Here is a 25,742-nt window from a genome sequence, read left to right as displayed (position 1 = left end):
ATGAAGATCGTTCTCGTCGGGGCGGTGGCCCTTGCAGTGATCGTCGGCATTTGGTTGTATCGGAAGAGATTCCGTCGAAGCAGCCGGCAGCTCGTGCCGTTTATGATTCCTCCGGACGCCATCATCAGTTCCGCCCCGTTGATCGTGGAAGAAGAGGTGGCTCTGTATAATCTGCTGCGGATGGTTGTCCAGGAGCAGTACCTGGTCTTTACTCAAGTACCGTTATGGTCCTTCATAGCCGTTGATGCCTCTGACACGGTGCGTTCTCATGTTCTGCGCCATCTCGCGCTCAAACGAGTCGATTTTGCTTTGGTCCATCCAGGATCCTGCCAGGTCGAGCAGGTCGTGCAGATTGAACAGGAGTCACCGCAACCCCATCAAGCAGAACGGCAGCGCGTCATCGAATCGGTCCTCGATGCGGCAGGAATCAAGCTGATGAAGTTGCGATCGAAGAAAAACTACTCTTTGCCAGACCTCGCCGCCCAATTGGGGATGAACGCAGAGGAATAGAAAACAAGCGATCCGCTTTCATCGAGCGGGCCGGTCTCTACGGCGATGCGGCGGCGGCTTCGTCGGCGCGCGTTATTGCCTCGATGGTTGTTCGGGCAAGTTCCGCTTCGGAGCTATCCGGGTATTGATCCACGACACGGTCGAACATGAGCCTCGCTTTTTCGTGATCGCCCAATTTGGTGTAGGTCTGGCCGAGCTTCAATGTGGACGCCGCCAACTTCGGACTGAGCGGGTAATTTGAGACGACGTCATAGAACGACTTCAGCGCGTCGCGGTATCGCCCCATACGATACTGACATTCTCCGATCCAATACTGTGCGTTGGCTGCGAGTGCGGACTCACTGTGCAACTCGATAAACAGTCGAAAGCCTGCCATGGCCGCTTCGTAATCGCGGTGTTTGAATTCATCCATGACACGATCATAGAGGTGACGGGTCGTATCCTGCCTCTGGGTGGGAGCAGCGAAGGATGGGCCTGCTGATAAGAACATTGATAGGAGTATGAGAATTCCGATACTGTTCTGTGCCATAGATGGCCCTCCAACTGCTCAAACCAGAGTCGAGGGGTCTATGCACGCAATCGGTATGCCATGGTCCAGGTCAGTCGAAGATCAGAACCGCTTGAATAACCTGATGTTCAATGGGCATGAGATCCATCAGTTTCAGGAGGTTTCAATAGGCGCGCAGACGAAAGACACAGATTTGTACGAAAAGCGCCCTTACATCGACGGGTATGTCCAGTGCTCAATAAGGTCCGTTGATCTTCAGAGTTGTTGGAGATATCAGTATTCCGGGGAGAGAATGTGATGCATGAGGAGTCAGTTCCGGCCAATCCATTGGGAGGCAGAACCTTGATCGTCGACAGCATCGATCAAGGTTGCTATCCCCTGCCGAGCGCAGCGATTAAGGATATGGGTGAATCGGATCAGGTATATGTTCGTCCGGGGATCTATGAGGATAAGGTTTTCGTCAGTCAACGGCCGGTCCGGCTGGTTGGAGCCGGACGAGACCGGGTCCATATCTTCTGGCGGCGTGGAGGGCCGCTCTATCTCCAAGAGGTGCCGGAAGGATTGATAACCGGCATGACATTCCGCTATATCGGCAGCGACCAACATTCAGCCATCAACGTGCTCAATTCCACATGTCTCATCACCCAATGCCGGGCAATGGAAGGCATCTTGTCCGGTGTCGTCCTGTATGGATCCGAATGTCGTGCGATATTCGCGGAAAACGAGGTGTGCCGCAATCGCGAGTCCGGCATATTCGTGTTTGCCGGTGCGCAACCACGAGTGGCCGATAACCGTTGCTTCGACAATCACCATTTTGGGATCGCGGTCCGCGATCAGGGCAGCCGTCCTGAACTGGTCCGGAATCAGTGTGAAGGAAATATGCTGAGCGGCATCCTGCTGTTCCACCACGGCGGCGCATTGATGGCGGACAATATCTGTCACAATAACCAGCACTGGGGGATTCTTCTGACACCCGATTCACAGCCCAACCCGTCGCCGTCTGAGCTTCCCATGATGAATCGACTCGAACCCAACCCCCTTGGGGCCTATTCAGTCTCCGATCAACCGCTTGCTCAGATCGGCCGGTAATGACAGTCCGGAACCGCAAGGAATCGCCCTATTGGCTAAAGCAGAGTTGAGGAAGGGGAGTCGTTCGGAATGTGGAACTGAAACGCGCTTCCACCCTGCTGTTTCGCCCGATACATTGCGGCATCGGCATGCTTCAGCAGCTCATCAATGTCGTGATCATCGGTCGGATAGACGGTAATGCCGATGCTGACTCCGATCAAAGCCTGATGGTCTCCAAGATGAAACGGTTCCGCCAAGGATTTGGTGATTCGCTGTGCGACCAGCGTGATATCTTCTTCGCACGTCAGACCTTCAAGGATAATCGTGAATTCATCTCCTCCCATGCGTGCCACGGTGTCAACTTCGCGAACACAATCTTGTAATCGCGTGGCGACAACTTTCAAAACCTGATCCCCGACGTCATGGCCAAGGGTGTCGTTCACCGGCTTGAACTGATCGAGGTCCAGCAACATGAGACTGAGCGGTTGTTGGAGCCGTTTGCTCCGGGCCATGGCTTGGATGAGGCGATCGCGAAACAACGTGCGGTTCACAAGACCGGTCAATTGATCGTACTGGGCAAGGTATGTCAGCCGCTCCTCGGCTCGTTTGCGTTCGATGGCGTAACGGATGGAGCGAGCCAATAGCTCCGATTGCCCCTCTCCCTTGACGAGATAATCCTGCGCACCGTTCTGGACAGCCTGTAGTGCGAGCGTCTGATCACTGAGCCCGCTGAGCACGATGATGGCAATCGTAGGGTTCGCGACATGCATTTGACGCACGGTTGATAACCCATATCCGTCGGGGAGCGACAGATCCAAGAGGACGGCATCAAAGCGTGCGCGCGCCAGCTGTGAAAAGGCGTCGCTCAAGCGGGTCACATGGGTGACATTGAATTCCTCAAGGTTCCATTCCGTGAGGATGTCCTGTGTCAGGCGTGCGTCAATATCGTTGTCTTCGACCAATAGGATCTTGATCATTGCGCTTTCGGTGCGACCTCTTTCCTCGACCTCTAATAAGTATAGCCTAAGACCATGATTCAACAAGCGAATCACCGAAGTGGTGACATGCCCTTGGAACGACTGGAAAGACACAATGGAAGGAAACTAGACCTTCAGCGCGTATACCGTACCAACTCGCTCAACGGCGGAAAAGGGGTGGGCAGTCGAACTACTCAATCATGAACCGGGAGAAATGGTGGGCAGGCCACCTGGGTAGGTGCCGATCGGACCCTGCTCCGGGCCTATCGCCGCCTCACAGGCGTATCCAGGTTCAAAGGGCCACATGAGTGAACGACCAACGGCGGTCCCACGTATATGAACATACCGCAACGTGACGCCCAAGCGAGCGGCGTCGTCCTTAACCTTCTCGGTACATTCATCGGGTGTATATCCGCGGCGTGAGAGCAAAAGAGGATCTCCCGCTGCGCTGAAAACAGTGAATTCGCTGGCGCATCCGGTTATCCCCAACAACACACAGATGACGCCGGTAAGTCGACCCATTCTTGAGGTCATTGGAATTGGCGCTCCTTTTTGCCGCATTTCCCAGCGTGCAAACACAGGAAACACAACTCAACCATAGCACGAAAACCATTCTTCAATCGAGTGTGACACATTTGTCCGGTGAATCTGGAAAGGGGCTGGAGGCGGCACCGCGCCGAGAAACGAAGAGACCGGCCGATAGGCTATGGGTATGACTAAACCGGCTTCTCTGCGACATATTCAATGTACTTCCAGAACAGCTTCGCTTCCTCTTCATTGAGGACCACGGGAGTGTTATTGGCCGATCCCGTCATGAAAACCTTGACCGACACGGTGTCATGCCAGATCTGCACTTCACAGTGAGCGACGAGATCGAGATTGACCGCACGGTTTCCGATTCGGACGAAGTGCATGGCGCTGCCTCCCCTCGTCTGACAAAGCCAGGTGATCATACACCAGGGTCGATCCCCCAGAAAGCAACTTGCAGTTCTGCTCCGACGACGAGCACTGTGCCGTGCTCCCGATAGAATTTGCCGCGCTTTCGGCAAGAATTTCCTAGGAGCTGCCGTATTCTCTCAAGAATGCGACGACACCGGGCCATCTATCGACCGCTCTCTCTGGCATGGAAGTTGAGGGAGATGAGCATGTTTTCCAATCCGGCGCCCTGGGGACTAGCGAGACCGTGAGGTCAAATCAATGAATGAATTGAGCCTGCTCGCCGAGCTTTGGCGGCTTCTCAGTCAGGATGTTGCGATAGTCGGTGGGCTTCAGAGCCCCATGCTGAGCTGGATCGGCGCGGCCTCGATCATCGTCCTCTGTCTCTGGCATAGTGCGGCCCTCATACGAGGCTTGGTGCGGATTCGTCATACACTCTTGCGATTCCACTCGTCCGTTGCGCCTCTGGCGTCGGCACGGCAACGGGTATCTGCAGATTGGCTGGTGGTCCCGGCCTTAGCCAAACGACAGGCACGTCCCGATCAGTCGCCGGAAGCTCGCCGTGATCTGGATGATCTTGCAACGCTGGATCGCGCGATACGATCGGAGCCGGCCTTCTCAAAAGAATGGCTTTCATACCGAAAGTCCCTCACGGTGGAGCAAACTGCCTGGTTTCTCGAGCCGACTGTCCATAGCCAGCGTTCCGCGGCTGACTTTTTTTCGTTCGAAGCGCTCTGCGCCAGCCATCTCAATGTCCGCTTCTTGAGGCAACTCCCTTCCTTTCTGACAGGCATGGGCTTGATGTTTACGTTTTTTGCCATTTTGATCGGTCTCAGCAAACTACATGCGAACGGATCACAGATTGATGGAATCCAAGGGCTCATCAATGGCCTCTCCGGTAAGTTTGTGACATCAATTGTCGGCTTGGCGTGCGCGAATGTTTTTACCATCCTCGAAACCTCGATCTGGTATCGACTGGACAACCGGTATCGGGAATGTCTGTCGCTCCTTGATGAAATGTTTCCTCAGAAAGCTGACGGCCAGGAAGCACGACCATCCTCGTTGCCGAATGGATCTCCGGCCGCCATAGTCAGCCCCATCCAATCCGACACCGCGAACCAGTTGGTTGAAGTTGTGCAGCAGCGACTCGGAGCGACAGTTGCGGCCCTGACTTCAGCCTCTCAAGCGCTCACAGGGCTGAACGCCAAACATTCGCCGCTGAAGCTCGACGATTTGCCGGGAGAGATCGGTCACGAGGTTCAGCGGGCGTTGAAGCCGATGATCAAGCCGTTGATGGAAGCGATTCAGGAGCTCAATCGTTCGATTAAGGGACAGCCGTCTCCGGTACAGCTGTCTCAACCAGAAATTGAAACCATGTTCAAGGAACTCAGAAATCACATGACTAATACAATTGAGCAGGCGCCGCGACAACAGAAAGCGGACGATGCTGAGCGACGGCAAGTTCTACATAAAGAGGCGCCCACCCGATGAAGCAGTTCAGGCCAATTTCTGGGCCCGAATCCCGTGAAGGCTCATCTGCGTTGACAAACGGCGTCGCAGACCTCATGACGTCGCTCGCCGTCATCTTCATTCTACTGCTAGCCGCCTATATCACTCGCATCGAGGATGGAAATGCCAAGCCACCCCCGAACGGCATTCCTTCCACACAACAAAGGGCGACCCTTGAACCGCTTACCCCGAAGGTGGAAGCCAAGGGGCCTAGCGTCCTCACCGTCACGGTGCCGGATACGGCGCTCAACTTTGAGTTTGGGAAAAGTACGCTCCTTCCATCTGCCGAAACCTTCCTATCCGAGGAGATGCCGCATTATGCCGGAGTCGTCTGTGGACATGGCGGACAGGAAGTGGAGGCCTTTGTCATTGAAGGGTACACGGACGATCTCGGCGACGACGTGCGCAACTTGCGATTGAGTCAGGACCGTTCATTCGCCGTTCTGGCGAAAAGCTTGGAAGTCATCCGTGAGAAGCTTCCGTGGGCCTATGAGTGCTTTTTGCAAAAGGCTACGGCGAACGGGCGCGGGAGGCAGAACTTGTTGAGAAACGAAGCAGGACACCTCGACCGCGACAAAAGCCGCCGGGTCGTGTTCAAGATCCACTTACGTCCCACATAAAGTGCCGGGCACTCAAGATTTGAACCCTTGAATCATTCTAGACCGCATCAGGTCGACCGATGCAGGCTGCGGGTCAATTCGAGGAACTGCTCGAGGGAAAGGATTTCTGCCCGGACGGAAGATGAGAGATGATGTGCGGTCAATGCTGTACCCACCACTTTCTGATCATAGCCCTCATCCTTCAACGAGTTGATCAGCGTCTTGCGGCGGTGTGCGAAGGCGGCCCTCACCAATGCCGTGAATGTGTGTTCTTCCTGAGGGCTCAGTTCGGTTCGTGCTTTAGTCCGCAGCAGGACGACGGCAGAGTCGACCTCCGGCTTAGGGCGGAAGCATTGTGCTGAGACCTTGAATGCCTTGGTCATATTCGCCGAGTACTGAGCCGTGACGGACAGGACGCCGTAGTCTGAACTCCCGGGTTTGGCCACGAGTCGGTTGGCCACTTCGTTCTGCAGCATGAGCACCATGCGCGGGAAACGGCCGCGCTGGCCAAGAAGCCGAAAAAGGAGAGGGGTAGACAGATAATATGGAAGATTGGCGACGACGATGGTCCCGATCGGAAGCTGCTCGATCGGATAGGTCATTGCATCGCCGAGAATGAGCGTCAGGTTCTGAAACTGCGGGTGGTGTTCGGCTAGATAACCATGGAGTCGTGGATCGACCTCGATCGCCGTTACACGACCCGTAGCGCGACACAGAGATCCCGTCAGGATACCGCGGCCAGGTCCGATCTCTAGAACGGTATCATTCGGGGTCAGTTCAGCCAGGGAGATGATCTTGCGTACGATGTTGGGGTCGATAAGAAAATTCTGGCCGAGACGTTTGATTGCAATGGGCGGATCGGAGGCGCTCACCCATCACCTCACGTGAGGGGGAGGGGATTGATCCAATCGTTCGGCCAATGCCACCAGCGGGGCACGGTAGCATTCGATAAGATCCGAAAATTCTTCGACCAGGTCGTTGGTGAATGATGGTCCTGGCAGGACACTCGAAAACTTCTGCCCTTCTTGCGGGCTCACCGTGTCGGTTATGAGTGCGACCGTGCGTGCTTTCCATTTTACCACTCGTTCAGCCCCGGCGACCGTGTTGAGATCTTGAAGGGTCTGCTTCGCAAGTGCATCCAGTTCTTGTATTTGCTGCCGGACTACGGCACGGCTTTTCGAGACATCAGGTGCCATGTCTGCTTCCTCTCTTCTTGCCGTCACTTCGTCCATCCTTCGTGCGGGCAATCTTGGCGGCTAGTTTGATAGCTTCAAACAAGCTTCCCGGATCAGCAACGCCTTTCCCAACGATGTCGAATGCCGTTCCATGGTCAACCGAGGTGCGGATGATGGGTAAGCCCACAGTGAGATTCACGCATGTTCCGAAGGCGACCAACTTCAGCGGAATCAAACCTTGATCATGGTACAGGGCGACGATACCGTCATACAGCCCCTTCGCAGCTTTTCCGAACAGCGTATCGGCCGGCAACGGATCACTGGCGAGAATGCCCTCTCGCTGTGCTGCACGGGCAGCCGGGAGAATCACGCGGGCTTCCTCATCGCCGAATAATCCATGCTCTCCTGCATGCGGATTCAGGGCGGCCACGCCTATCTTGGGCCGTTTAATTCCGAACAGTGTGGACAGGGCGAGTTGGGCCAAGCGGATCGCCTTTTCGATGTTCGCCTGGGTGAGCAGCGAGGAAAGATCTCTGATGGCGACGTGCGTCGTGACGAACATGATGCGTAACGGACCACCCACGATCATCATGCCGGACTCGTTCGCGCGGGTCAGATCAGCCAACAATTCAGTATGACCCGGATACCGGCAGCCGGCCATATTGATGGCTTCCTTGTTGATAGGGGCCGTCACCATTCCATCGATACCACCGAGCTGGGCCAATTCAACAGCCTTCTTGATGAAGGCGACGGATGCTGCGCCGGTCTCTGCGGCGGCGATGCCAGGTTTGAACTTTCGGAGAGGTGTTGCCAATGGGTCCAGCACGACGACCATTCCTCTGCGCGGCGGAGGCGTGTCACGGCCATCAACAGGGACGACTCTCAGTTTAAGTCCAAGATCCGTAATAGTCTGCTCCATTATGGGAAGTGATCCGATCACGATCGGCCGGCAAACGTTGCGCAGGTGACTCCCTGAAAGGGCCTTCGCAATCACTTCCGGACCGATACCGGCTGGGTCTCCCATCGTGATTCCCAGCACCGGGAGCTGTGGCGAATGGGAGCGTGCGCGAGAGGAGATCGATTCAGTTGACATAGAGATGCAGCGTATACCCAATGTAAAAAACGGCTCCGGCTGCCAGCAACCACGGCCGCCATTGACCGCCTATGAGAATCTGCAACAGGCAGAGTCCCACGGCCTGCACAGCTAAGACCATGGTGGTCAATGCAGACGGCGCGATCATCCATTCGGTTCCGATCAATCCCAGAGAGACCGGGAGAGTCCCTTGAAAGACCATGGCCCCTGTGACATTGGCCACGGCGAGGCGGTCTTTCTTGCGATAGAGCCAGAGAAAACTGTTGGACATCTCCGGCAGCTCGGTGGCGAGTGGCGCAATCAGCAGGGCCAAAATCAGCGGCGACATCGCGAACAGGCCGGCCATCGATTCGGCAGCCGTGACGAACAGGTGGGCCCCCAATATCAACCCACCCAAACCCAAGAGAGCTTGAAAGCCGATCATTGCATGCGAAGGGACGGCTGCGTGCTTGTCGAAAATCAGCGGATCCAACTCACCGCTTTCCTCTTCGCCCGACGGGGTGAATTTAAGTTTCATGTAGTAGATATACAGTGCGATCAACCCGCAGGCCGCGATGAGATGAATCAGCCTCGAAGGCACGAAGGCGCAGCCCAAGGCGATCATGTATCCGATCATAAAAAACGTCAGATCCGTGAGGACTTCACGATAGTTGAGATGAAATCGCGCGGTCCGTTTGCCTGCCCGTGCATAGAGCACGACGAGAAGGGCCAAAATGGGGAGCACCAGTGTGCTGAGCATGAACGGCGCTCCCAAGATGGCTCCCAATCCAACCTCGAGCTCCTCGTGGCTTTCACCGAAGAAAATGGCGATGATCGGGATTGACGTTTCAGGCAAGGTCGTGCCGATTGCGGCAAAGACACTGCCCACCGCGCCTTCGGAGATCCCCATCCGTTTGCCCAGCCATTCGATGGCATTGGTAAAGAGCGCGCAACCGCCAAGTGTGACTACGACAGAGACGACAAAGAGGAGAACGTAGAAAAGAACGGTCACGCCCGGCCTCGCACGTGTGCCGTTCTGCGCTTGGTGAGTCCTTGTCGATAGGCCAGCATCGCTTCCTCCATGACGGTCTTGAGCGGGCGACCGGTTCGTTTTGCGATATTCTTACAGTCCATATACTCCGGTGCTGCTTTTCCCCATCCAGCACCGACTTCGGCGACCTTCATACGCACCACGCCACCCTGCATCGTGACAGAGACGAACCGGCGGGGAAGGATCTGCCGGGTTACCTCTTGAAGCCGTATTCCGAGAGTGGAGGTTTCCTGGAACAGGACTTCAAGCACGGCCTCGGTCTGGTCTTGCGTGGCAAGGCAGCTCAGGACGACACCTGGGCGACTCTTTTTCATCACGACGGGAACCAGTGCGACATCCACGGCTCCCACGTCGAACAGTCGCTCCATGATGTGCTCATAGAGCTGTGGATTGAGGTCGTCAAGATTCGTTTCAATCTGCATCACCCGTTGAATTCGGCGCCTATCCGGAACCGACTCCTCCTGCAAAAACACGCGCAAGGCATTCGGCCACCCTTCTGGATCTCGGTCGCCGGCTCCGTATCCCACCGCCACACTGTTCATCATCGGCAGGGCGCCGAATTCCGATGCCAACGTCCGAAGTAAGGCGACACCGGTGGGAGTCGCAAGCTCGACGCGTGGACCGTCGGAATAGATCGGCACACCGTTCGTCAGCGCCGCCACAGCCGGTCCTGGAACGGGCAGGAGCCCGTGGGAAGTCCGAATCGAACCGGCCCCCACGTTGATGGCCGAGGAGGTAATTCGGGTCGCGTTCAAGAGATGGCAGCCCAAGACCCCTCCGACGACATCGATAAAAGAATCCACGACGCCGACCTCATGAAAGTGAACATCTTTGACTTCGACTCCATGGGCGTGGCTTTCCGCCTCCGCCAGTCGGTCGAAAATCGACCGGCTTCGCTCCTTGACGAGATCGGGCAACGTGCTGGAAGCAAGAATTTGCCGAATGCGCGAGAGGGTCAACGGCCGTTGAAACCCCTTCTGAATGATCACATCGACCTTTATCGCGGGCAGTGTGCCGCGATGCACATCACGTTTACGTAACCGATAGCCGCTGAGCTTCAGTCGTTTGAGGCCGTTGACCAATTCAGCCCACGGCAAACCGGCGCTCACGAGCGCCCCCAAGACCATGTCTCCGCTCACTCCGGAGAAACAATCGAAATGGAGATGTCGGCCCACAAGGCTCCTCACTGGGTGACGCGAAAAAAGACCGGTCATATTACCCAAGGTGTCGGCGAAACGGCAATCATTGTTATCGTGATCAATCAGAACCGTCTCACGGAACATTGTTGAAGCTTCATTGACACCCCAGGAATGCTATGTTATCCCCCTAACAATACGGTTACGCTGTGCTGACCGTACATTTTGGCGAGTGTTCCCGCGTCACTCATGAAAACACGGTTCCCGTTCTCGTTGACGACTTCAACCCACGTACGTCGTACGAGGTTTGTACTGGCGCTGCTGACCCTGTGTGGCAGCCTTGCAGTGTTTCTCCCTGCGGACAGTCACTCAAAGGTTAAGCCGACTCGCATTCCTCGCCCTGAACCGGAGCTCAAAATCGTCAACCTCAATATCGCCCCGACTCCCTATACCTTGGGCAACGGACCTCTTCAGTTTTCCGTGACGGTCCAGCTTCCTAAAGAGGTGGACAGGGACATGATTCTTGAAGTGACCTCTCTCATCAGTTCTCCTTCGAAAACATCACTTCGGTTTCTCACGCATCGACAGGCCGTCCCAATCTCATCAACCACGGACGGAGAAACGGAACGATCGAAGGTTTCCGTCGAACTGGCCTGGGATGGGCAGAACCACCGCAAGCAACTTTCCGGCGTGGGGACCTATTCCTATGAAGTGCGCACTAAGCTGTTGGCCAATGGAGAAAAAGGATTGCGCACAGTGATGGTCGCGTGGCCGAAACGTGGAACGCTGGAAGTGAAGTGACGCTCGATAGCCTGTCTCGTGGCTAACGCCTCGCACCCAACATATTGATTCGATGCGCGAGACATGCCGCGCCGAATCCATTGTCGATATTCATCACCCCCACCCCCGCTGCGCAAGAATTGAGCATCGTCAAAAGAGCAGCCAGTCCTCCGAAACTCGCCCCATAGCCGCGGCTGGTCGGGACGGCGATGACCGGACACTGCACCAAGCCACCGACGACACTCGGTAAGACGCCGTCCATACCGGCGACGACGACCACCACCTGCGCATCAAACAGCCGGTCTTTTTTCCCAAGCAGCCGATGGATCCCTGCGACGCCGACATCGTACAGTTGTTCCACATGGCTCCCCATGACTTCTGCTGTGACACGGGCTTCTTCGGCCACGGGCACATCGGCAGTCCCCGCGGTGACCACAAGTATATGCCCCAGATGTTTTGGTTTTGAGGGATGAATCGCCACGATGCGCGCGTCCGGATGGTAGCGTGCCCGGGGGGCCATGCGGCGAATGGCGCGCGCGACTGTTGGGTCGGCGCGAGTGGCGAGAAACGGTCCCTCTTTTTTGATAAGAGCCCGAGCGATCGCGATCACTTGTGCGGTAGTCTTCCCCTCGCACAAGACGACTTCGGGAAATCCTTGACGGAGCGACCGGTGGTGATCGAGCGAGGCAAAGCCGAGGTCCTCAAAAGGCAGGGACCGCAGGCGTTGGAGTGCCTGTTCCACCGTGACCTCTCCCCGATGGACCTCCCGCAGCAGCCGTTCGAGTCCTTCCGGATTCATGCCCATTCCTTCTCTGGTTTGGCATCCCGTTCCATGAGATCACTCACGGCCTTCCGACACGACTTATCGTCGTACAGGACGGCGTTGATCTCTTGTGTGATCGGCATATCGACCTGATAGCGGCGGGCCAATGCGAATGCCGCACGAGCCGTCCGTACGCCTTCTGCGACCGCCTGCATCCCGGCCAAAATCGTCTCAAGTGTTTCCCCTCGACCAAGCCGGACACCGACTGAATGGTTGCGGCTCAGCGCCCCCGTACATGTCAATACCAGATCGCCGACACCGGAGAGCCCATAGAAGGTCCGTGGATCAGCTCCCATCGCGATGCCAAGCCTAATGGTCTCAGCCAGACCGCGTGTAATGAGGGCTGCCCGGGCATTGAGGCCGAGCTCCAACCCATCAATCACGCCGGCGGCCAGCGCCATCACGTTCTTCAGTGCGCCGCCGAGTTGAACACCGATCATATCGGTATCGGCGTACACACGAAACGCGGGTGTCATCAACGCGCCCTGAAACCGCCTGACCAATTCCCCATCGGTGCCGGCCAAACACACGGCCGTAGGTCGGCCCGCACTGAATTCCGATGCGAAGCTGGGGCCGGAGAGCACCATGAATGAACGGTGCATAGAGGGCGGCAACTCATCTTCCATGACCTCAGTCATCAGTTTGGTGGTGTGTTCCTCGATGCCCTTGGTTGCGCACACCAACGGTATGGAGCCGGGGAGAGCGGGGGCCATCTTGTGCAATACGGATCGAGTGGCATGTGAAGGAACGGCAAAAACAATCCCTTCGCAACCCGTTACGGCTTCAACGAGAGAGTGAGTTGCCGTCAAACTTCGAGGGAGCGTGACCCCTTTAAGGAAAACGGGGTTTTCGTGAGAGGCGTTGATCGCGCTGACGACATCGTGTTCATAAGCCCAAAGACGAACGGCGAACCCTTTCTCGGCAAGGTGTTTGGCCAAAGCAGTACCCCAGGCACCGGCTCCGATAATCGCGATCGCGTTGATGGCTGGCATCAGAAGATCAGCGTAATGGTAAGAATCGCGCGTGTATTGGCACCGGCGGATTATATAGGAAGCTATCGAGTATCTGTCAACGAATTGAGGAGCCATCCGTCTGAACTTGTCGATGCCGGCTCACTCTCGGCCGAGTGCGTGTCCTGTGGACGCACGTATGGCGTGCTCTTCTTTCGTCAAGATTTCAGAAATGATTTCGTGATCCCTGCTTCAAGCAATAGGATAGGTGAGGATAAGGAATATGAGCGATCCCGGAGGATTGCCAATGGAACCACACGCTCCTGTATGGGCTCACTCGGGGATCTTTACAAAGACGTTTCTGCAAGTATCCTTTGCGCTGATTCTGATTGTGCCGACTGCCTATTCGGAAATATACATTGGAGGCCAAATCGGAACCACACTATTCGGCGACAACAACAAACTGGCTAGAGTTGATCTTACTGATCTCGGTGGTCCTCCCGGATCCACACTCTCTCCTCCAGGATCTATGTCAGGCCGTGACTTAGCCAGTTCTCCAATGCTGGGCGGGAAAATCGGCTACTACTTTCCGCAAGTGCCGTGGTTTGGTCTCGAGGCGGAGGCATACTATAGGACACCTCACATTGAGGAACAGTCGACAAGAGTTAGCATTCTTCAGGGATCGATCTTAAACGGGGTTGGTCCTGTGCCTGGGGGCGATATCATAGGCAGTCTGCCGGGTGATCATTTTCGAGTTATTACTGTCGCCCCCTTCAATCTTATGTTGCGGTATCACAAGACAAGGCTCCAACCCTACCTAGGAATCGGCCCTGGAATATTTTTAGCTCGTGTAAAAACCACAGTTTCTGGATTTGAAGGGACGCAGAGCTCAACCAGAGTGGGTTTGAACGTCAAGTTTGGAGGAGAGTATTTCTTTACACGCCATATCTCAGGATTCGGAGAAGTCCGGTACAACTATGCGGCCCTCAATTTTGATGCGAATGACGCCGGAGCTTTTGGATTTCGAGCCATTTATAATCCGATTATCTTTTCGTTTGGAATCAATTACCATTTCTAGCGTGGCAGCTCCCCTCTAGCATCTTTAGGACATTTCCATGTATGTAGACGAGACACAGGGAATGCCCAAAGATGCAAGTCTGCCCTGCCTGCAGCCGGTCGCAGCCGGAGATCAACCGATTCTGTATCCAATGCGGGCAGCGGCTCGACGGAAGTACGGATACTCCAGCGCCTTCTCGCTCCGATAATTCTGTGCCGGAACAACTCAATCTCCCGGTGCTCTACGGAATGGTCGTGTTTCTGATTGTCGCCGTGCTGTTCCCTCCATGGGAGACGCCACCGACTCAGACGCCTGAGTTTCTCGGCATGTATTTCATCCTTTCTCCACCCGCGCCGGAAGCCGTCGTGAGCCGCATGCTCCTGACTATCGAGCTGGTTACGATTGCGATTGCAGGCCTGTACGGAGCATTCCTGTTCCGGAAGAAATAAGCCTAACCGTCATTGTCAGGCAGACAGCATGATGGGAAGCACCGCTTTCCGCAGATGGCCCCTATTGAGTGATTGCTACTAGTTCAGCGCCAACGTGAGGCACTTAGCCGAGCCGCCCGACTTCATGAATTCATCAAGCTGAACGGGATGAGTCTCGTATCCTCGCGCGACGAGCCAGTGCTGAGTCGTGGGACATCCAGTGGGAAGCACGACATGCTTTCCGACACAGACGGCATTGCACGCGAACTTCAAGGCTTCAACTTCCGGAACAGTCAGACGGAAACGGTCGGGAACGCGTTCAGCAATAGCCGTCCGGCCATAGACGTCGAATGCGGCTTCGAAGTACAGGAGCTCGCCTCCGCTTAACGGACAGAAACAGGTATCGAGGTGATAGAAGCGAGGATCGACGAGTTCAAGGGGGATAATCTCCCGTTGGAAGTGTTCGCTCAAGACCGTGAACGCACGAATGTCCGATCGCTGACGATATCCCCCGTACCAACACTCCGGAAAGCCCAGGAGGTCCCCCGCGCCTTCAAAGAAGAGTCCCTCCTCGAGCGTGGTGATGTCGTACGCGTGTCCGCGAAACCAATGCTCGAAATACGCCTCTTCCCGTTGCCGCTGAGGGTAACGGAATCGGCTCACCACTGCCCTGTGTCCCACGACGACACCGGCATTGGCGGTAAACACCAAGTCCGGCAGCCCGGCGATCGGCGTCATGCGCTCAAGCGCGACACCCACATCCTTCTCGAAGACCTGCATGAGCGCATGCCACTGTCGCATCGCCTGTTCGTGATCCACCCGATTGCTGAGCCGCATCCAGGGGTTGATCTCATACTCCACCCCGAAAAAATCAGGAGGGCATACGAGCAGGTGGTTCATGCCGGCCGTCCTAGGAGTCTGGCCAACTCGGACAGAAACGATGCCGCGTCCATCACGAGCCCCACAGCCTGAAAACTTCCGCGATCGGCGAGCTTGGTCGGTACGGAGGGATTCACGTCCACACAGACGGTCGGAACCGTTGCCGGCAAGAGATTCCCGGTTGCCACGGCATGCAGCGTGGATGCGACCAGCAATGCCAGCCCGACACCGGGAACTGCGGCACGCATGGCGCTTTGTGCGCGGACGGAATCCGTGATCACACCGGGAAGCGGGCCGTCGTCGCGGATCGTTCCCGCCATCACGACCGGAATGCCTTGTCGGACGCAGGATGCCATAATCCCCTGCTTGATGACGCCGGAGGTGACCGCCGATTCAATACTGCCGATTGCCCGAATGCGGTTGATCGTCCGCAAATGATGCTCATGGCCATGCGGGACCGCGCGACCCGCGGTCAGCCCAAACCCTAATGAGGTGCCGTACAAGTCCGCTTCCATGTCGTGAGCCGCGAGCGCATTCCCGCAGAACAGGATGTGTACGAATCCTTCCTCGATGAGCCACGCCAACGCGTCTCGTCCTCCTGCGTGAATGATCGCAGGCCCACCCGCGAGCAGGACCTTCGAATCCGCCTGCCCCCGTTTGTGCCGTTCACGCAGTTGGCGCATCCGCGCAGCAATGTCGGCAATAATATGGCCGTGCGGGCGTTCGGCCGACACCTGCGATTCCATGAAGCCGAAGACATCCCGTTCAGGCGGACGTTGCAGGGGAATGACACGGACGCCTTCACGGCCCACGACGATTCGATCTCCCCGTCGAACGTCGCCCATCGGGAGGGCGTGGGCCGCTGAGCCTTCTTCGTTGACTACAATCGCCAGATCCATCTCGATACAATCCACGTCCAGCCATCGACCATTGAGACGGATCTGGGTGGGTAAATGCGTCGTGGCGTAGAACTCATCGGGTAACACTCCGTCGGCGGACGCGCTGGCGGTCCGGCAGTCTACCTCACACTTGACCGACGCGCCGTGTGGTTGGATCGCCTTGAGGATGTCGCCTAAGAGCGATTGCGAGGCTGTTCGAATGCGAATGAGTGCGTGAGATGGTTCCTCCCGGGTCTTTCCAATATGTACATCTTCAAGGTCAAACGTACCCCCCATCATCAGGATGAGATCCAACACCTTCGCCAGTACGAGAGAATCGATGATGTGTCCTTGAAGGTAGACGCTTTCCTGGTACTGGTTCATAGCCCCGCTCTCTGCTTGTGAGCTATTGTACCACCCGGGTTTGTGGGCGAAAGAGAATGAGGATTGGGAACTAACCCGCTGGAGATACTTTCATCAGCTCTCTGAGTAAGCTCGTGGCATAGGCGCCTGGAGGCAGACTGAAGGAGATGGTGAGGGCATCCCCGCTCAGCGACCATTCCAGGTCGGCAAGGGGGACGCGCAGCGCGCGGCGTTCGCCGCGGAATCCGCAGGCCTTTGCAGCGGCAATGAGGGCGTCTTTGGTTGTGCCTGCCTCCGCGATGACAGCTTCCTCGACTTTACCGGGTTCATTACTTGCCCAGGACACGCGCGACCCGAAGAGAATTCCCGTCGGGCTGATCTCAAAACGGTCTGCTCGCGGCTGCTCATTGTCGGCATTGTCGACATGGAAACAGGCGCCGTTCTCCAACTTCATGGCCCAGTCGCCGACAAACATTCGGTCGATCTGATCGATTCGCCGTGCCAGCATCCGATTGAACAGAAACGACTGATAGGCATTGAGATACCAGATACGCGTGCTTCGATTCATCTTCTCGCGTCGACGCGCATCATGGAGCAGCGCGGCCCCGACCTGGTAATTGTCGCCGGCTTTCCCTTGCCGCTGTGGCCCGAAGTAGTTGGGCACACCACGCGCACGCAGTTGATGGAGAACGGCCGGCACCGCTTCAACGGCATGGTCGGCGACTTGGCGTATGACCAAGCGAAACCGGTTGCCCCCATGATGGCCGGTTCGCAGCCGATTACGATGGCGTCCGAGGATCTGTAGGCTTAGAAGTGTGTCATCGATCTTTACGTTGGGGACTTGGTCCGGTGTGATTCCTTGGAGGGACACCATCTGCGTGGTGACCGCCCGTGCGTCCTTGAGCCCCGCGACACCGATTGCCTGTGCCTTGATCCCCAAAGAAGACGAGAGCCGGCGAACGAGATCCGGCGTGGAAAGATTACGTTTCGTAATCGCGACGTACAGATGCTCTCCCTCCCCGCATGGGAGATAAAGCGGCCGTTCTTCGACTTGAAAGTCTTCGGGTGTGGCGCGGATATGCCCGCCGATTCCAGGAATGTTGCCTGTGAGGAAGGGATCGATCACTTGCATCATACAACTACGCGTGTTGAAGGGTCACGTTCTGCTGAATTCTATCGTCAAATCGTCCGGAAAGAGGGCCTGGTATACTTTTTCTAGACCATGTGGGAGCGATCAAGCCAATCATGAGTTGGGTCATGAGCACGCGACGAACGGTGTCATGGCCGGATCGCGCGCGATCATTCGTCGGCTATTGCTTAAGCGAGCCACTCTATCGAATCTTCAGCCTCGTCCCTCATTGGGAATGGGGTCTATCCGATCACGAGATCTCCACCCTCACCCATGCACATCCTTCTCTGGCCGGCCATCGTGCCGTCCATCTCACGGATCTGCATCTTGATCGATATCACCCGCGCCATGATGGGATCGTCGAAGCGGTGAAAGGGATTGCCCCTGATTGGATTTTCATCACCGGAGATCTGCTCAACGTACCCGAAGGCTTGCCCCATCTCTTCCGTTTCCTCGAAGGCCTGCGAGCCATCGCACCCGTGTACATGACGTTAGGCAATCATGACCATTACAGCGGGGTGCCGGTGGCACAATATGCCGAATTGGCTGATCGGCACAAGATCACGCTGTTGGTCAACCAAAGTACCATCGTTTCAACGGGCGGGGGAGAATTGGCGATCGTGGGTGTTGATGATCCCTCCCTCCATCGTGCCGATCTTCGATCTGTCCCTCCTCGAGCCGACCGTCGCTTTACGCTGCTCCTGGCCCATGCACCGAACATTCTGGACCATATCGAAGCGCATCATGCCGTCGACTTGATTCTCTGCGGACACAGTCACGGAGGGCAGTGGAGAGTACCGGGAATCCCCACGTTTTGGCTTCCTCCTGGGTGCAACGGCCGTGTGGCCGGCTGGCACGAATCCGGCCGGCACCGGCTGTACGTCAATCGGGGGCTGGGTTGGTCCTTCCTCTCGTTTCGTTTCAACTGTCGGCCTGAAATTGCCGTGATTGAGTGGGTCTAGGAACAGGCTCACCTCCATACTCAAGCTACAAACCTAACCTGTCCACAAGATGGTAAGATCTAACTCTCAGTGAGCAGGTGGCAGCGGGGAGTCTCCTTCAGGTTCCTCTTGTGCCTTAAGAAGTTTTTTGGCGACATCACGAGCGATGTCGATCGTTTCTTGAATCGTCCGCCCTTGCACGACAAGACCTTGTACGGCGTCCGATGTCGCGAGGTACATCCCTTCAGGTAGCTTTTCAATGTGAAGATTGACAATTCGTTCCATCGTGACACTCTTTGAATAAGACCTGTGTGCTGTGTTGGGGCCAACTTACGTGATGGCGCGATGCGAAGTCGAGAAGAGTCACAATCATTGCGGATAGTGCTCGTCAGCATGCCGAAGCCGTTATTCCCGCATCCGTTCCAGTGCTTCCCGGGCCCGACTTCTGACGGTTTGGTCCCAATCATGTTCCATGACCGTCTTCAGACGTTCGCGTGTTTCGGCTGCCCGTAGTCGTCCAAGCCCCAAGGCGGCGCAGGAACGCACGTACGCATGATCATCTTCCAGTGCTTTGACCAGGAGCGGGACCACCGACAGATCTCTTAGCGCGCCCAAATGGCTGGCCGCCATCCCTCGGATACGATGCTGCTTATCCCCCAGCGCCCGTTCTAAGGTCGTGGCCAACAGTTCTTTCAAGGCAGGGACGGCTGATTCAAGCCCGTCGATTTGGTACTCGTTGAGTTCAAGCAAGGTAAAAGCAAGGTCGAGCCGTTTATCACGGGCGGTTTCTTGCTCGAACAGCCTCAGAAGCTTGGTTCGTTCCCGGGTTTTCGCGCGCTGGCGACGGAGCGCCCTTATCAGAATGAACAAAAGGACCGCAAGCACCAAACCGATCGCAGCCATCGGCACCGCCTGATCCACAATGTAATCCTGTGTGTCAGGCGATAAGCGTTTCCAGATCCATACTGCGCTCACGAAGAGACCGACCAGCAGGGCAAGCATGGTGAGGTTCGCCTGCCCATGGTCGCTACGGTCCGACATAGAGGCGGATCATACGAACGTGACCGATGAGTCGTCAATGAAGCGGTTTGGCTCTGCATGACGGGCATCCATCACGCCGGGCCTCGGCTTGCTGTCGACTATGCATAATTGACTTGCGATTGTGGCAATGGTCATACTCGATCCCCGATTGTTGTGAGTAAGCCGCGAAACGATTATGGACGATCATCCTCAGAACGGCGCCATTCGACGGGTCATGGTCGGAACCGACCGTTCGCACACGGCGGATCAGGCCGTTCGTTGGGCCGCGCAATTCGCTGAACGATATGGCGCGGAACTGTTCGTGGTACAAGTCATTCTCCCGCAACACCCCGCCACCACCGAGTTCGGCGCAGCTGAACACACCCGGGCAGCTGCCGCCAAGGACGAACTGGAAACCTTCGTGAGACAGCTCGCCGGAGAGCGCGGACATTCAGTCGTTGTCACTGTTGGTGATCCGGCATCGGCAATCCTGCGCGCCGCTGAGCAGGAACAAATCGACGTCTTGGTCGTCGGCAATTCGGGAATGGCCGGCCGAAAGCAGTTTTTGCTCGGCAATATCCCGAACCGTATCAGCCACAATTCCCGCTGCACCGTTGTGATCGTGAATACCCAGTCAGCGGCGGCTGGGTCAGCCCAAGAATCCGTGCGCATCCACAAGCCACAACCGGAATCCCAGATCACTGAACCGCATCTGGGAGCACGGGCCGTGCGAATCGCAACGGTGATGGCGAAGCATGGCTTGAAGGAGCTGTTTGGACAACCGGAGACAGCGGATGTTTCCATTCGCCGTCAGCAGGCGAAGCGCCTACGGGCTGCGCTGGAGGAGCTGGGTCCGACCTTTTCAAAGCTCGGCCAAGTGCTGTCCACCCGTCCGGATCTCCTTCCGGCGGAATACATCGAAGAACTCGCGATGCTCCAGAGCCACGTTCCACCTATGCCCGAAAGTGAAGTCGTCAAGGTTGCTGAGCAAGAATTGGGTGTTCCGTGGGAGGACGTGTTCGAGTCGATTGACCCCAAGCCGCTCGCGGCCGGGACGATCGCGCAAGTTCATCGGGCCACGCTTGAAAGCGGTGATCGTGTGGTCATCAAAGTTCAACGGCCCACGGCGCGCGCCGAAATCGAACAAGATCTTGCCCTGCTCGAAATATTCGCCCAGAAAGTCGGCCAACGCCCTGCCCTCAATCAAGTGGTGAATATGGAGGCGGTCTTCAAGCATCTCTCCACATCGCTGCACCGTGAGCTCGACTTCCATCAAGAAATCGAGAACATCGACCGCATGCAGACGGTACTCGTGGACTATGATCATCTCGCCGTCCCCTCCGTGCATCACAAACTATCGACATCCCGACTGCTGGTGATGGAGGAGATTCAAGGTGTTCCGGTCACGCAGGCACCGGAGGGTCCGGAGCGTATCGAAGCAGCCCGTCAGCTCATGGAAAGTTACTACAAGCAAATCATTGCCGAGGGTTTTTTCCACGCGGATCCGCACCCAGGCAATCTGATGTGGTGGAAGAACCGTATTTACATTCTCGATTTCGGGATGGTCGGCTCCGTCGATGCCAACGTGCGCGAGCATCTCCTGTTATTACTGATGGCGCTCTGGAAGGAGGATGTCGGTTTTCTCAGCGACGTCACGCTGATGATGACCGGCTCTCTCGACCGCAGCGATCTGGATCTGCCCCGGTTTCAAAGTGAGATCGGGGAAGTCATGACGAAATACCGCAAGGCGGCTCTGGCCGAGATGCAGATCGGGCCGCTTCTCCAGGAAATGAGCGCGATCGGGTTCCGCCACGGCGTTCCGCTGCCGGCCTCGCTCACCCTCGCGGCCAAAGCGCTCGCGCAAGTGCAACTGGCGACGGCGAATCTTGACCCAAAACTCGATCCATATGACGTGGCAGGGAAGTTCCTCATGCGGCTCATGATCACACGCATGGGAGCCACGCTCGATCCAAAGGCACTTTTGTATCAGTCACAGAAGCTGAAGGTGAGGGCCGAACGAGTGTTCGAGGCGATCGAACATTTGATCGGCGCGCGCCCGGGCCAGAAGCTTGTCGTCAATTTCCGGGCCAATTCGCTCGAGGAAATGGTCCGCCGTACAGGGCGGCGTCTGACATTGGGGCTGACCGCGGCGGCCGGCATTCTTGCCAGTGGGCTCACAGCCACGTCAGGAACAGTCGCCGGCTGGATCCCGATCACATTCGGCATCGCGGCCGGTCTGCTGACGGTCGGGCTGATCCTTGATCTGATACGCGGTCGTTAGGGTTTGCTTCGCCGTTCTTGATCGAACGTAGAATCACTCTCTCGAGCAGATATGCGATCACCGACATCCCAAGAGAGATGATCCAATATTCCGCTTGCTGAACCAAAGGCTGGTGAAGAGGCTTCGTGGTATCGCCGGACATACAATCATTATCGACGACGGCTCTATCGGCCGCAAGAGGGAATCCGTCCCTCTCGCGCGCTCCATCGGTCCGCGCACGTTCATTCATCATAGACCTTGTTGAACATGGATGATCGCGTATCAGCGTGGCTGGAAGGCCTTGGCCTCGGCGTCTATCGAGAATCATTTCAGCAAAACGCCATTACCTGGGATGTTCTGCCCGAACTGAACGATGACGACTTGGAGTCGCTGGGTGTGTTGCTGGGCCATCGGAAGAAGCTTTTGCGTGCCATCGCGCAGTTGTCACAAACCGGTGAGGGTGGCGGCACGAAGCCCCAACCGGCTGGAACCGACCGGGGAATAACACCGTTCGATTCCGATGGAGAGCGAGCAGAGCGTCGCCAATTGACGATCATGTTTTGTGACCTCGTGGGTTCGACAGCGCTCGCGAGTCAGTTGGATCCTGAAGACCTCCAAACGGCCATCCGACGTTTTCTCGATACCTGTAGCCAAGCGATCAGCCGATTCAACGGCTATATCGCAAAATACATGGGTGACGGGGTGCTGGTGTATTTCGGATACCCTCAGGCCTACGAGCATGACGCGGAACGAGCGGTACACGCCGGCCTGGCCGTGCTGGATTTAGTCAAGGCTCTTCCTTGTGAAAACACCGTCCAAAAAGGCTTTGAAATTGCCGCACGAATTGGAATCGCGACAGGCCATGTCATCGTCGGCGAAGTCATTGGACAGGAAGCGGCGAAGGAGCGGTCTGTTTTCGGCGAAACTCCGAATCTCGCCGCGCGCCTGCAGGCGTTGGCCGAACCCAATCAACTGATTGTTGACTCGACGACGAAGCGCCTGGTCGGAGATGAGTTCGAGTTTGGGGATCGAGGCGCCTTTTCTCTCAAGGGATTCGAAACGCCGGTGCATGTCTGGCAAGTTCTCAGCGTCAAACCATCGGCCAGCCGGTTCGAGTCCTATCGATCAGGGCGATTGGGCCGTTTCATAGGGAGGGAGCACGAAACGGCGCTTCTCCTGGGGCGATGGCACGAAGCTGTCTATGGTGAAGGCCAGGTGGTCATCCTTTGCGGTGAGGCCGGTATCGGCAAGTCGCGCATGGTCCGTAGTTTGTGTGACCGGCTTGCCGAAGAGGGATACCAGACGATTCAATTTCAATGTTCGCCGTATCACACCAATACAGCACTCTATCCGGCCATCACGTATCTCCGACAGGCTGCCGGACTGTGCGGTGAAGACACCTCCTCGGTGCAACTACGGAAACTCGAGGCACTGGCCGTCGATAGCGGCATCAACGACCGGGCCACGGTGTCATTGCTGGCGGATCTGCTCTCGATCCGCGCAGATGGCCTGTCTCCGCTACCGCACGTGTCACCCGAAAAGCGGAAGGAAATGACCCTTGAAGCACTTGTACAGCAACTCCAAAGACTGGCCGCTCGTCGCCCGACACTCCTTATCGTGGAAGACGCCCATTGGGTCGATCCGACAACGATGGACCTGCTGACACGGATTATCGACCGCATCCAGCCGATGCGCGCGTTGTTGATCATCACCTTTCGGCCTGACTTTAAACCGGTTTGGGCGGAGTACAGTCACGTGACGTTTCTGACGTTGAGCCGGCTTCCCCGGCGCCATAGCGCAGAGCTTCTTGGATCGATGACCGGAGGAAAGGCACTTCCGCTTGAAGTGGAACAAGCGATTCTGGCCAAGACCGATGGGATCCCTCTTTACATCGAAGAGTTGACGAAAAACCTGCTCGAGTCAGGATTGCTGACTGAAGAGAAAGACGCATTCACGCTGAAGGCGCCATTACGAGACCTGTCCATCCCTGACTCTTTGCAAGCCTTGCTTATGGAACGAATAGACCGATTGGGTCCCGCCAAGGAAATTGTCCAGCTGGGGGCCTTGATCGGGCGGGAGTTCAGCTATGAGCTGTTACGGGAGACCGTTGATGTCACCGAGGGAGAGTTGAAAACGGCGCTCCACTTGCTGAAAGCATCGGGGCTCATTTTTCAAGAAGGGGATATCCCTGCTGCGAAATACCTCTTTAAACACGCGCTCATCCAAGACGCTGCCTATAGTACGCTGCCGAAAAAATCACGCCGAGCCCTCCATGCCCGTATCGCTCAAGCGTTGGAGAACCGATTCGCAGAGCGTGTCAAAGCGGAACCGGAGTTGCTCGCCTATCACTATGAGCAGGCAGGCGTCATCAGCTCGGCTGTTCATTATTGGCATCTTGCGGCGCGCAGAGATGCGGCGCGATCCGCGGATGCGGAAGCGCTCAGCCATTTTGATCGAACCTTGCATCTGCTTGAGACGCTGCCGCAAAGCCCGGAGCGTCATGCGCTGGAGTTGGAACTGCTCATCGCGCGCGGTGCCCCCTTGCTGACATTGCGAGGGTATGCGTCCGATGAAATCGAGCACAACTATCTCAGAGCAAGAAGTCTCTCACAGGAGAATCCCGGTTCTGAGCAATATTTTCTCTCTATCTGGGGACTATGGGTCTTTCATCTCGTCAGAGGGCCCCTCGCCAAGGCGTGCACGCTGGCGGAAAGTCTCCTCTCGTGGGCAAGCCGGCAGCAGAATCCAGATTTGCTGATTCGAGCGCACGAGAGTGTGGGCTCGACGTACTCCTTCCTTGGCCGGTTTGGCGAAGCCAAGGCACATTTACGGCAAGCAAGATCGCTCTATGATCCGGATCGACACCGTTCGCAAGTCTTACCCTATACCCAAGATCCCGGCATCACGGCGAGAATCATGCTGGCGAGAACGTTATGGATATTGGGAGAGGTAGACCAGGTCGAAGCGCTGGTGACGGAGGCCATCGTCATGGCAAGAGAGCTGGAACATCCATACACGTTGGCATTTACGTTGGCGACCGCTTCATGGGTCGGTTCGATTCTTCGTGACACGAATAGGACCCTGAGCCTGACCGAAGAAGCCATCATGCTGTCCACCAAGCACTCGTTTGAAGTCCCGTTGGCATGGGCGATGTCCTTTCAAGGCTGGGCGTTGGCCGAGCAAGGAAAGGAGAACGGCGTTGAAAGGTTGGTAGAAGGACTCTCGGCCGCACAGAGAGCCAAGGCGAGTCTCAACAACACCTATACGTTGGCGTTACTCGCCGAGAATCATTTACGGAATCAACATACGGCGGAAGGCTTGGTCGCCGTTCAGCAAGCACAGGAGCTTGCTGTAACCCAGGGAGAGCTGTGCTGGCAGGCGGAGCTGCTTCGACTGAAAGGCGAGCTTCTACTTGCGCAACCTGACCCATCAATTGGTGCGGCAGAGCAGTGCTTCTCCGAAGCCCTGCAGATTGCGCATGATCAACAGGCACGAATGCTCGAACTGAGAGCCGCGACGAGCTTGGCAAGGCTCTTGCGCAAACTGAACAAACCAGATATGGCTAAACGCACCTTGGATTCAGTCCGCTCCAGATTTAGTGAGCAAGGCGCCAATCCTGACTTGATTGAAGCGCAAAAACTCCTTGATCAGCTGAGCGTCGCGTCTTAACCCATGGCTGATATTTCCAGCTCA

At 56.4% G+C, this 25,742-nt stretch carries 25 protein-coding genes; 10 read left to right on the top strand and 15 right to left on the bottom strand.

What is annotated here, in order from left to right:
• Complete coding sequence (locus H8K04_17760) at positions 1 to 510, top strand: DUF2726 domain-containing protein (protein UVT15625.1); 510 nt, start codon at positions 1 to 3, stop codon at positions 508 to 510.
• Positions 511 to 547: 37 nt separating this feature from the next.
• Here the strand turns inward: H8K04_17760 and ybgF are convergent, their stop codons facing one another.
• Positions 548 to 1,039, bottom strand: coding sequence for a tol-pal system protein YbgF (ybgF, locus tag H8K04_17755; protein ID UVT15624.1), 492 nt, complete (start codon positions 1,037 to 1,039; stop codon positions 548 to 550).
• A gap of 276 nt (positions 1,040 to 1,315) precedes the next feature.
• Here ybgF and H8K04_17750 point away from each other — a divergent pair, with 276 nt between their 5' ends.
• Complete coding sequence (locus tag H8K04_17750; GenBank protein UVT15623.1) at positions 1,316 to 2,107, top strand: right-handed parallel beta-helix repeat-containing protein; 792 nt, start codon at positions 1,316 to 1,318, stop codon at positions 2,105 to 2,107.
• A gap of 35 nt (positions 2,108 to 2,142) precedes the next feature.
• On the opposite strand, the gene H8K04_17745 is transcribed toward H8K04_17750, so the two are convergent.
• Both H8K04_17745 and H8K04_17740 read right to left on the bottom strand, forming a co-directional pair.
• Positions 2,143 to 3,063, bottom strand: coding sequence for a GGDEF domain-containing response regulator (locus H8K04_17745; GenBank protein UVT15622.1), 921 nt, complete (start codon positions 3,061 to 3,063; stop codon positions 2,143 to 2,145).
• A gap of 716 nt (positions 3,064 to 3,779) precedes the next feature.
• Positions 3,780 to 3,977, bottom strand: a complete 198-nt coding sequence (locus H8K04_17740; protein ID UVT15621.1) for a hypothetical protein — start codon at positions 3,975 to 3,977, stop codon at positions 3,780 to 3,782.
• A gap of 283 nt (positions 3,978 to 4,260) precedes the next feature.
• Between H8K04_17740 and H8K04_17735 the strand changes: the two genes are divergently transcribed.
• The gene (locus H8K04_17735) at positions 4,261 to 5,490 is read left to right on the top strand and encodes a hypothetical protein (GenBank protein ID UVT15620.1); all 1,230 of its coding nucleotides are present in this window, start codon (positions 4,261 to 4,263) and stop codon (positions 5,488 to 5,490) included.
• A 74-nt stretch (positions 5,491 to 5,564) separates the two neighbouring features.
• Positions 5,565 to 6,128, top strand: a complete 564-nt coding sequence (locus H8K04_17730) for an OmpA family protein (GenBank protein ID UVT15619.1) — start codon at positions 5,565 to 5,567, stop codon at positions 6,126 to 6,128.
• A 47-nt stretch (positions 6,129 to 6,175) separates the two neighbouring features.
• On the opposite strand, the gene rsmA is transcribed toward H8K04_17730, so the two are convergent.
• The 5 genes from rsmA to larC are packed head-to-tail and all read right to left on the bottom strand — an operon-like array spanning position 6,176 to position 10,580.
• Positions 6,176 to 6,979, bottom strand: a complete 804-nt coding sequence (gene rsmA / locus H8K04_17725) for a ribosomal RNA small subunit methyltransferase A (GenBank protein ID UVT15618.1) — start codon at positions 6,977 to 6,979, stop codon at positions 6,176 to 6,178.
• Between the two features lie 3 nt (positions 6,980 to 6,982).
• Positions 6,983 to 7,303, bottom strand: coding sequence for a hypothetical protein (locus H8K04_17720; protein UVT15617.1), 321 nt, complete (start codon positions 7,301 to 7,303; stop codon positions 6,983 to 6,985).
• Complete coding sequence (pdxA, locus tag H8K04_17715; GenBank protein UVT15616.1) at positions 7,293 to 8,375, bottom strand: 4-hydroxythreonine-4-phosphate dehydrogenase PdxA; 1,083 nt, start codon at positions 8,373 to 8,375, stop codon at positions 7,293 to 7,295. Before pdxA ends, H8K04_17720 begins: the two co-directional genes overlap by 11 nt.
• Entirely contained in the window at positions 8,365 to 9,366 is a 1,002-nt protein-coding gene (locus H8K04_17710) for a sodium:calcium antiporter (protein ID UVT15615.1), read from the bottom strand. The genes pdxA and H8K04_17710 overlap by 11 nt, the downstream gene beginning before the upstream one ends.
• Positions 9,363 to 10,580, bottom strand: a complete 1,218-nt coding sequence (larC, locus tag H8K04_17705; GenBank protein ID UVT15614.1) for a nickel pincer cofactor biosynthesis protein LarC — start codon at positions 10,578 to 10,580, stop codon at positions 9,363 to 9,365. The genes H8K04_17710 and larC overlap by 4 nt, the downstream gene beginning before the upstream one ends.
• A gap of 210 nt (positions 10,581 to 10,790) precedes the next feature.
• On the opposite strand from larC, the gene H8K04_17700 reads away from it, so the two are divergent.
• Complete coding sequence (locus H8K04_17700; GenBank protein UVT15613.1) at positions 10,791 to 11,342, top strand: hypothetical protein; 552 nt, start codon at positions 10,791 to 10,793, stop codon at positions 11,340 to 11,342.
• Positions 11,343 to 11,364: 22 nt separating this feature from the next.
• Here H8K04_17700 and larB read toward each other — a convergent pair whose 3' ends face one another.
• Both larB and H8K04_17690 read right to left on the bottom strand, forming a co-directional pair.
• On the bottom strand, positions 11,365 to 12,120 hold the full coding sequence (gene larB, locus H8K04_17695) for a nickel pincer cofactor biosynthesis protein LarB (protein ID UVT15612.1): 756 nt from the start codon (positions 12,118 to 12,120) through the stop codon (positions 11,365 to 11,367).
• Positions 12,117 to 13,136 (bottom strand): NAD(P)-dependent glycerol-3-phosphate dehydrogenase, encoded by a 1,020-nt coding sequence (locus tag H8K04_17690; GenBank protein ID UVT15611.1) that lies wholly within the window; start codon positions 13,134 to 13,136, stop codon positions 12,117 to 12,119. The genes larB and H8K04_17690 overlap by 4 nt, the downstream gene beginning before the upstream one ends.
• Before the next feature lie 241 nt (positions 13,137 to 13,377).
• On the opposite strand from H8K04_17690, the gene H8K04_17685 reads away from it, so the two are divergent.
• Positions 13,378 to 14,172, top strand: coding sequence for an outer membrane beta-barrel protein (locus H8K04_17685; protein UVT15610.1), 795 nt, complete (start codon positions 13,378 to 13,380; stop codon positions 14,170 to 14,172).
• A 71-nt stretch (positions 14,173 to 14,243) separates the two neighbouring features.
• Positions 14,244 to 14,600, top strand: coding sequence for a hypothetical protein (locus H8K04_17680; protein ID UVT15609.1), 357 nt, complete (start codon positions 14,244 to 14,246; stop codon positions 14,598 to 14,600).
• Positions 14,601 to 14,678: 78 nt separating this feature from the next.
• On the opposite strand, the gene H8K04_17675 is transcribed toward H8K04_17680, so the two are convergent.
• From H8K04_17675 to H8K04_17665, 3 genes are all read right to left on the bottom strand, one after another.
• Positions 14,679 to 15,479 carry a hypothetical protein gene (locus tag H8K04_17675; protein UVT15608.1) on the bottom strand — a complete coding sequence of 267 codons (801 nt, stop codon included), beginning with the start codon at positions 15,477 to 15,479 and terminating at the stop codon, positions 14,679 to 14,681.
• Complete coding sequence (locus H8K04_17670) at positions 15,476 to 16,720, bottom strand: TIGR00300 family protein (protein UVT15607.1); 1,245 nt, start codon at positions 16,718 to 16,720, stop codon at positions 15,476 to 15,478. The genes H8K04_17675 and H8K04_17670 overlap by 4 nt, the downstream gene beginning before the upstream one ends.
• A 70-nt stretch (positions 16,721 to 16,790) precedes the next feature.
• On the bottom strand, positions 16,791 to 17,834 hold the full coding sequence (locus H8K04_17665) for a tRNA pseudouridine(13) synthase TruD (protein UVT15606.1): 1,044 nt from the start codon (positions 17,832 to 17,834) through the stop codon (positions 16,791 to 16,793).
• Between the two features lie 122 nt (positions 17,835 to 17,956).
• Between H8K04_17665 and H8K04_17660 the strand changes: the two genes are divergently transcribed.
• Positions 17,957 to 18,790 carry a metallophosphoesterase gene (locus H8K04_17660; protein ID UVT15605.1) on the top strand — a complete coding sequence of 278 codons (834 nt, stop codon included), beginning with the start codon at positions 17,957 to 17,959 and terminating at the stop codon, positions 18,788 to 18,790.
• Positions 18,791 to 18,856: 66 nt separating this feature from the next.
• Here H8K04_17660 and H8K04_17655 read toward each other — a convergent pair whose 3' ends face one another.
• A complete protein-coding gene (locus H8K04_17655) occupies positions 18,857 to 19,054 on the bottom strand; it encodes a DUF1902 domain-containing protein (protein UVT15604.1) in 198 nt (65 codons plus the stop codon).
• 120 nt (positions 19,055 to 19,174) lie between these two features.
• On the bottom strand, positions 19,175 to 19,810 hold the full coding sequence (locus H8K04_17650) for a HEAT repeat domain-containing protein (protein UVT15603.1): 636 nt from the start codon (positions 19,808 to 19,810) through the stop codon (positions 19,175 to 19,177).
• Between the two features lie 175 nt (positions 19,811 to 19,985).
• Here H8K04_17650 and H8K04_17645 point away from each other — a divergent pair, with 175 nt between their 5' ends.
• Both H8K04_17645 and H8K04_17640 read left to right on the top strand, forming a co-directional pair.
• Positions 19,986 to 22,070, top strand: coding sequence for a universal stress protein (locus H8K04_17645; protein UVT15602.1), 2,085 nt, complete (start codon positions 19,986 to 19,988; stop codon positions 22,068 to 22,070).
• 246 nt (positions 22,071 to 22,316) lie between these two features.
• A complete protein-coding gene (locus H8K04_17640) occupies positions 22,317 to 25,718 on the top strand; it encodes an AAA family ATPase (GenBank protein UVT15601.1) in 3,402 nt (1,133 codons plus the stop codon).
• Positions 25,719 to 25,742 lie beyond the last annotated feature (24 nt).

The sequence above is a fragment of the Nitrospira sp. genome (assembly GCA_024760525.1).
In the GTDB taxonomy this organism is placed as follows: Bacteria; Nitrospirota; Nitrospiria; order Nitrospirales; family Nitrospiraceae; genus Nitrospira_D.
The sequence above is the reverse complement of the archived record's forward strand: the minus strand, read 5'-3'. Positions and strand labels throughout refer to the sequence as shown.

Coding starts and splice junctions, on each gene's coding strand:
- H8K04_17760 (UVT15625.1), top strand. CDS start 1: ATGAAGATCGTTCTCGTCGGGGCGGTGGCCCTTGCAGTGATCGTCGGC.
- ybgF (UVT15624.1), bottom strand. CDS start 1,039: ATGGCACAGAACAGTATCGGAATTCTCATACTCCTATCAATGTTCTTA.
- H8K04_17750 (UVT15623.1), top strand. CDS start 1,316: ATGCATGAGGAGTCAGTTCCGGCCAATCCATTGGGAGGCAGAACCTTG.
- H8K04_17745 (UVT15622.1), bottom strand. CDS start 3,063: ATGATCAAGATCCTATTGGTCGAAGACAACGATATTGACGCACGCCTG.
- H8K04_17740 (UVT15621.1), bottom strand. CDS start 3,977: ATGCACTTCGTCCGAATCGGAAACCGTGCGGTCAATCTCGATCTCGTC.
- H8K04_17735 (UVT15620.1), top strand. CDS start 4,261: ATGAATGAATTGAGCCTGCTCGCCGAGCTTTGGCGGCTTCTCAGTCAG.
- H8K04_17730 (UVT15619.1), top strand. CDS start 5,565: ATGACGTCGCTCGCCGTCATCTTCATTCTACTGCTAGCCGCCTATATC.
- H8K04_17720 (UVT15617.1), bottom strand. CDS start 7,303: ATGGCACCTGATGTCTCGAAAAGCCGTGCCGTAGTCCGGCAGCAAATA.
- pdxA (UVT15616.1), bottom strand. CDS start 8,375: ATGTCAACTGAATCGATCTCCTCTCGCGCACGCTCCCATTCGCCACAG.
- H8K04_17700 (UVT15613.1), top strand. CDS start 10,791: ATGAAAACACGGTTCCCGTTCTCGTTGACGACTTCAACCCACGTACGT.
- larB (UVT15612.1), bottom strand. CDS start 12,120: ATGAATCCGGAAGGACTCGAACGGCTGCTGCGGGAGGTCCATCGGGGA.
- H8K04_17690 (UVT15611.1), bottom strand. CDS start 13,136: ATGCCAGCCATCAACGCGATCGCGATTATCGGAGCCGGTGCCTGGGGT.
- H8K04_17685 (UVT15610.1), top strand. CDS start 13,378: ATGAGCGATCCCGGAGGATTGCCAATGGAACCACACGCTCCTGTATGG.
- H8K04_17680 (UVT15609.1), top strand. CDS start 14,244: ATGCAAGTCTGCCCTGCCTGCAGCCGGTCGCAGCCGGAGATCAACCGA.
- H8K04_17675 (UVT15608.1), bottom strand. CDS start 15,479: ATGAACCACCTGCTCGTATGCCCTCCTGATTTTTTCGGGGTGGAGTAT.
- H8K04_17670 (UVT15607.1), bottom strand. CDS start 16,720: ATGAACCAGTACCAGGAAAGCGTCTACCTTCAAGGACACATCATCGAT.
- H8K04_17665 (UVT15606.1), bottom strand. CDS start 17,834: ATGATGCAAGTGATCGATCCCTTCCTCACAGGCAACATTCCTGGAATC.
- H8K04_17660 (UVT15605.1), top strand. CDS start 17,957: ATGAGCACGCGACGAACGGTGTCATGGCCGGATCGCGCGCGATCATTC.
- H8K04_17655 (UVT15604.1), bottom strand. CDS start 19,054: ATGGAACGAATTGTCAATCTTCACATTGAAAAGCTACCTGAAGGGATG.
- H8K04_17650 (UVT15603.1), bottom strand. CDS start 19,810: ATGTCGGACCGTAGCGACCATGGGCAGGCGAACCTCACCATGCTTGCC.
- H8K04_17645 (UVT15602.1), top strand. CDS start 19,986: ATGGACGATCATCCTCAGAACGGCGCCATTCGACGGGTCATGGTCGGA.
- H8K04_17640 (UVT15601.1), top strand. CDS start 22,317: ATGGATGATCGCGTATCAGCGTGGCTGGAAGGCCTTGGCCTCGGCGTC.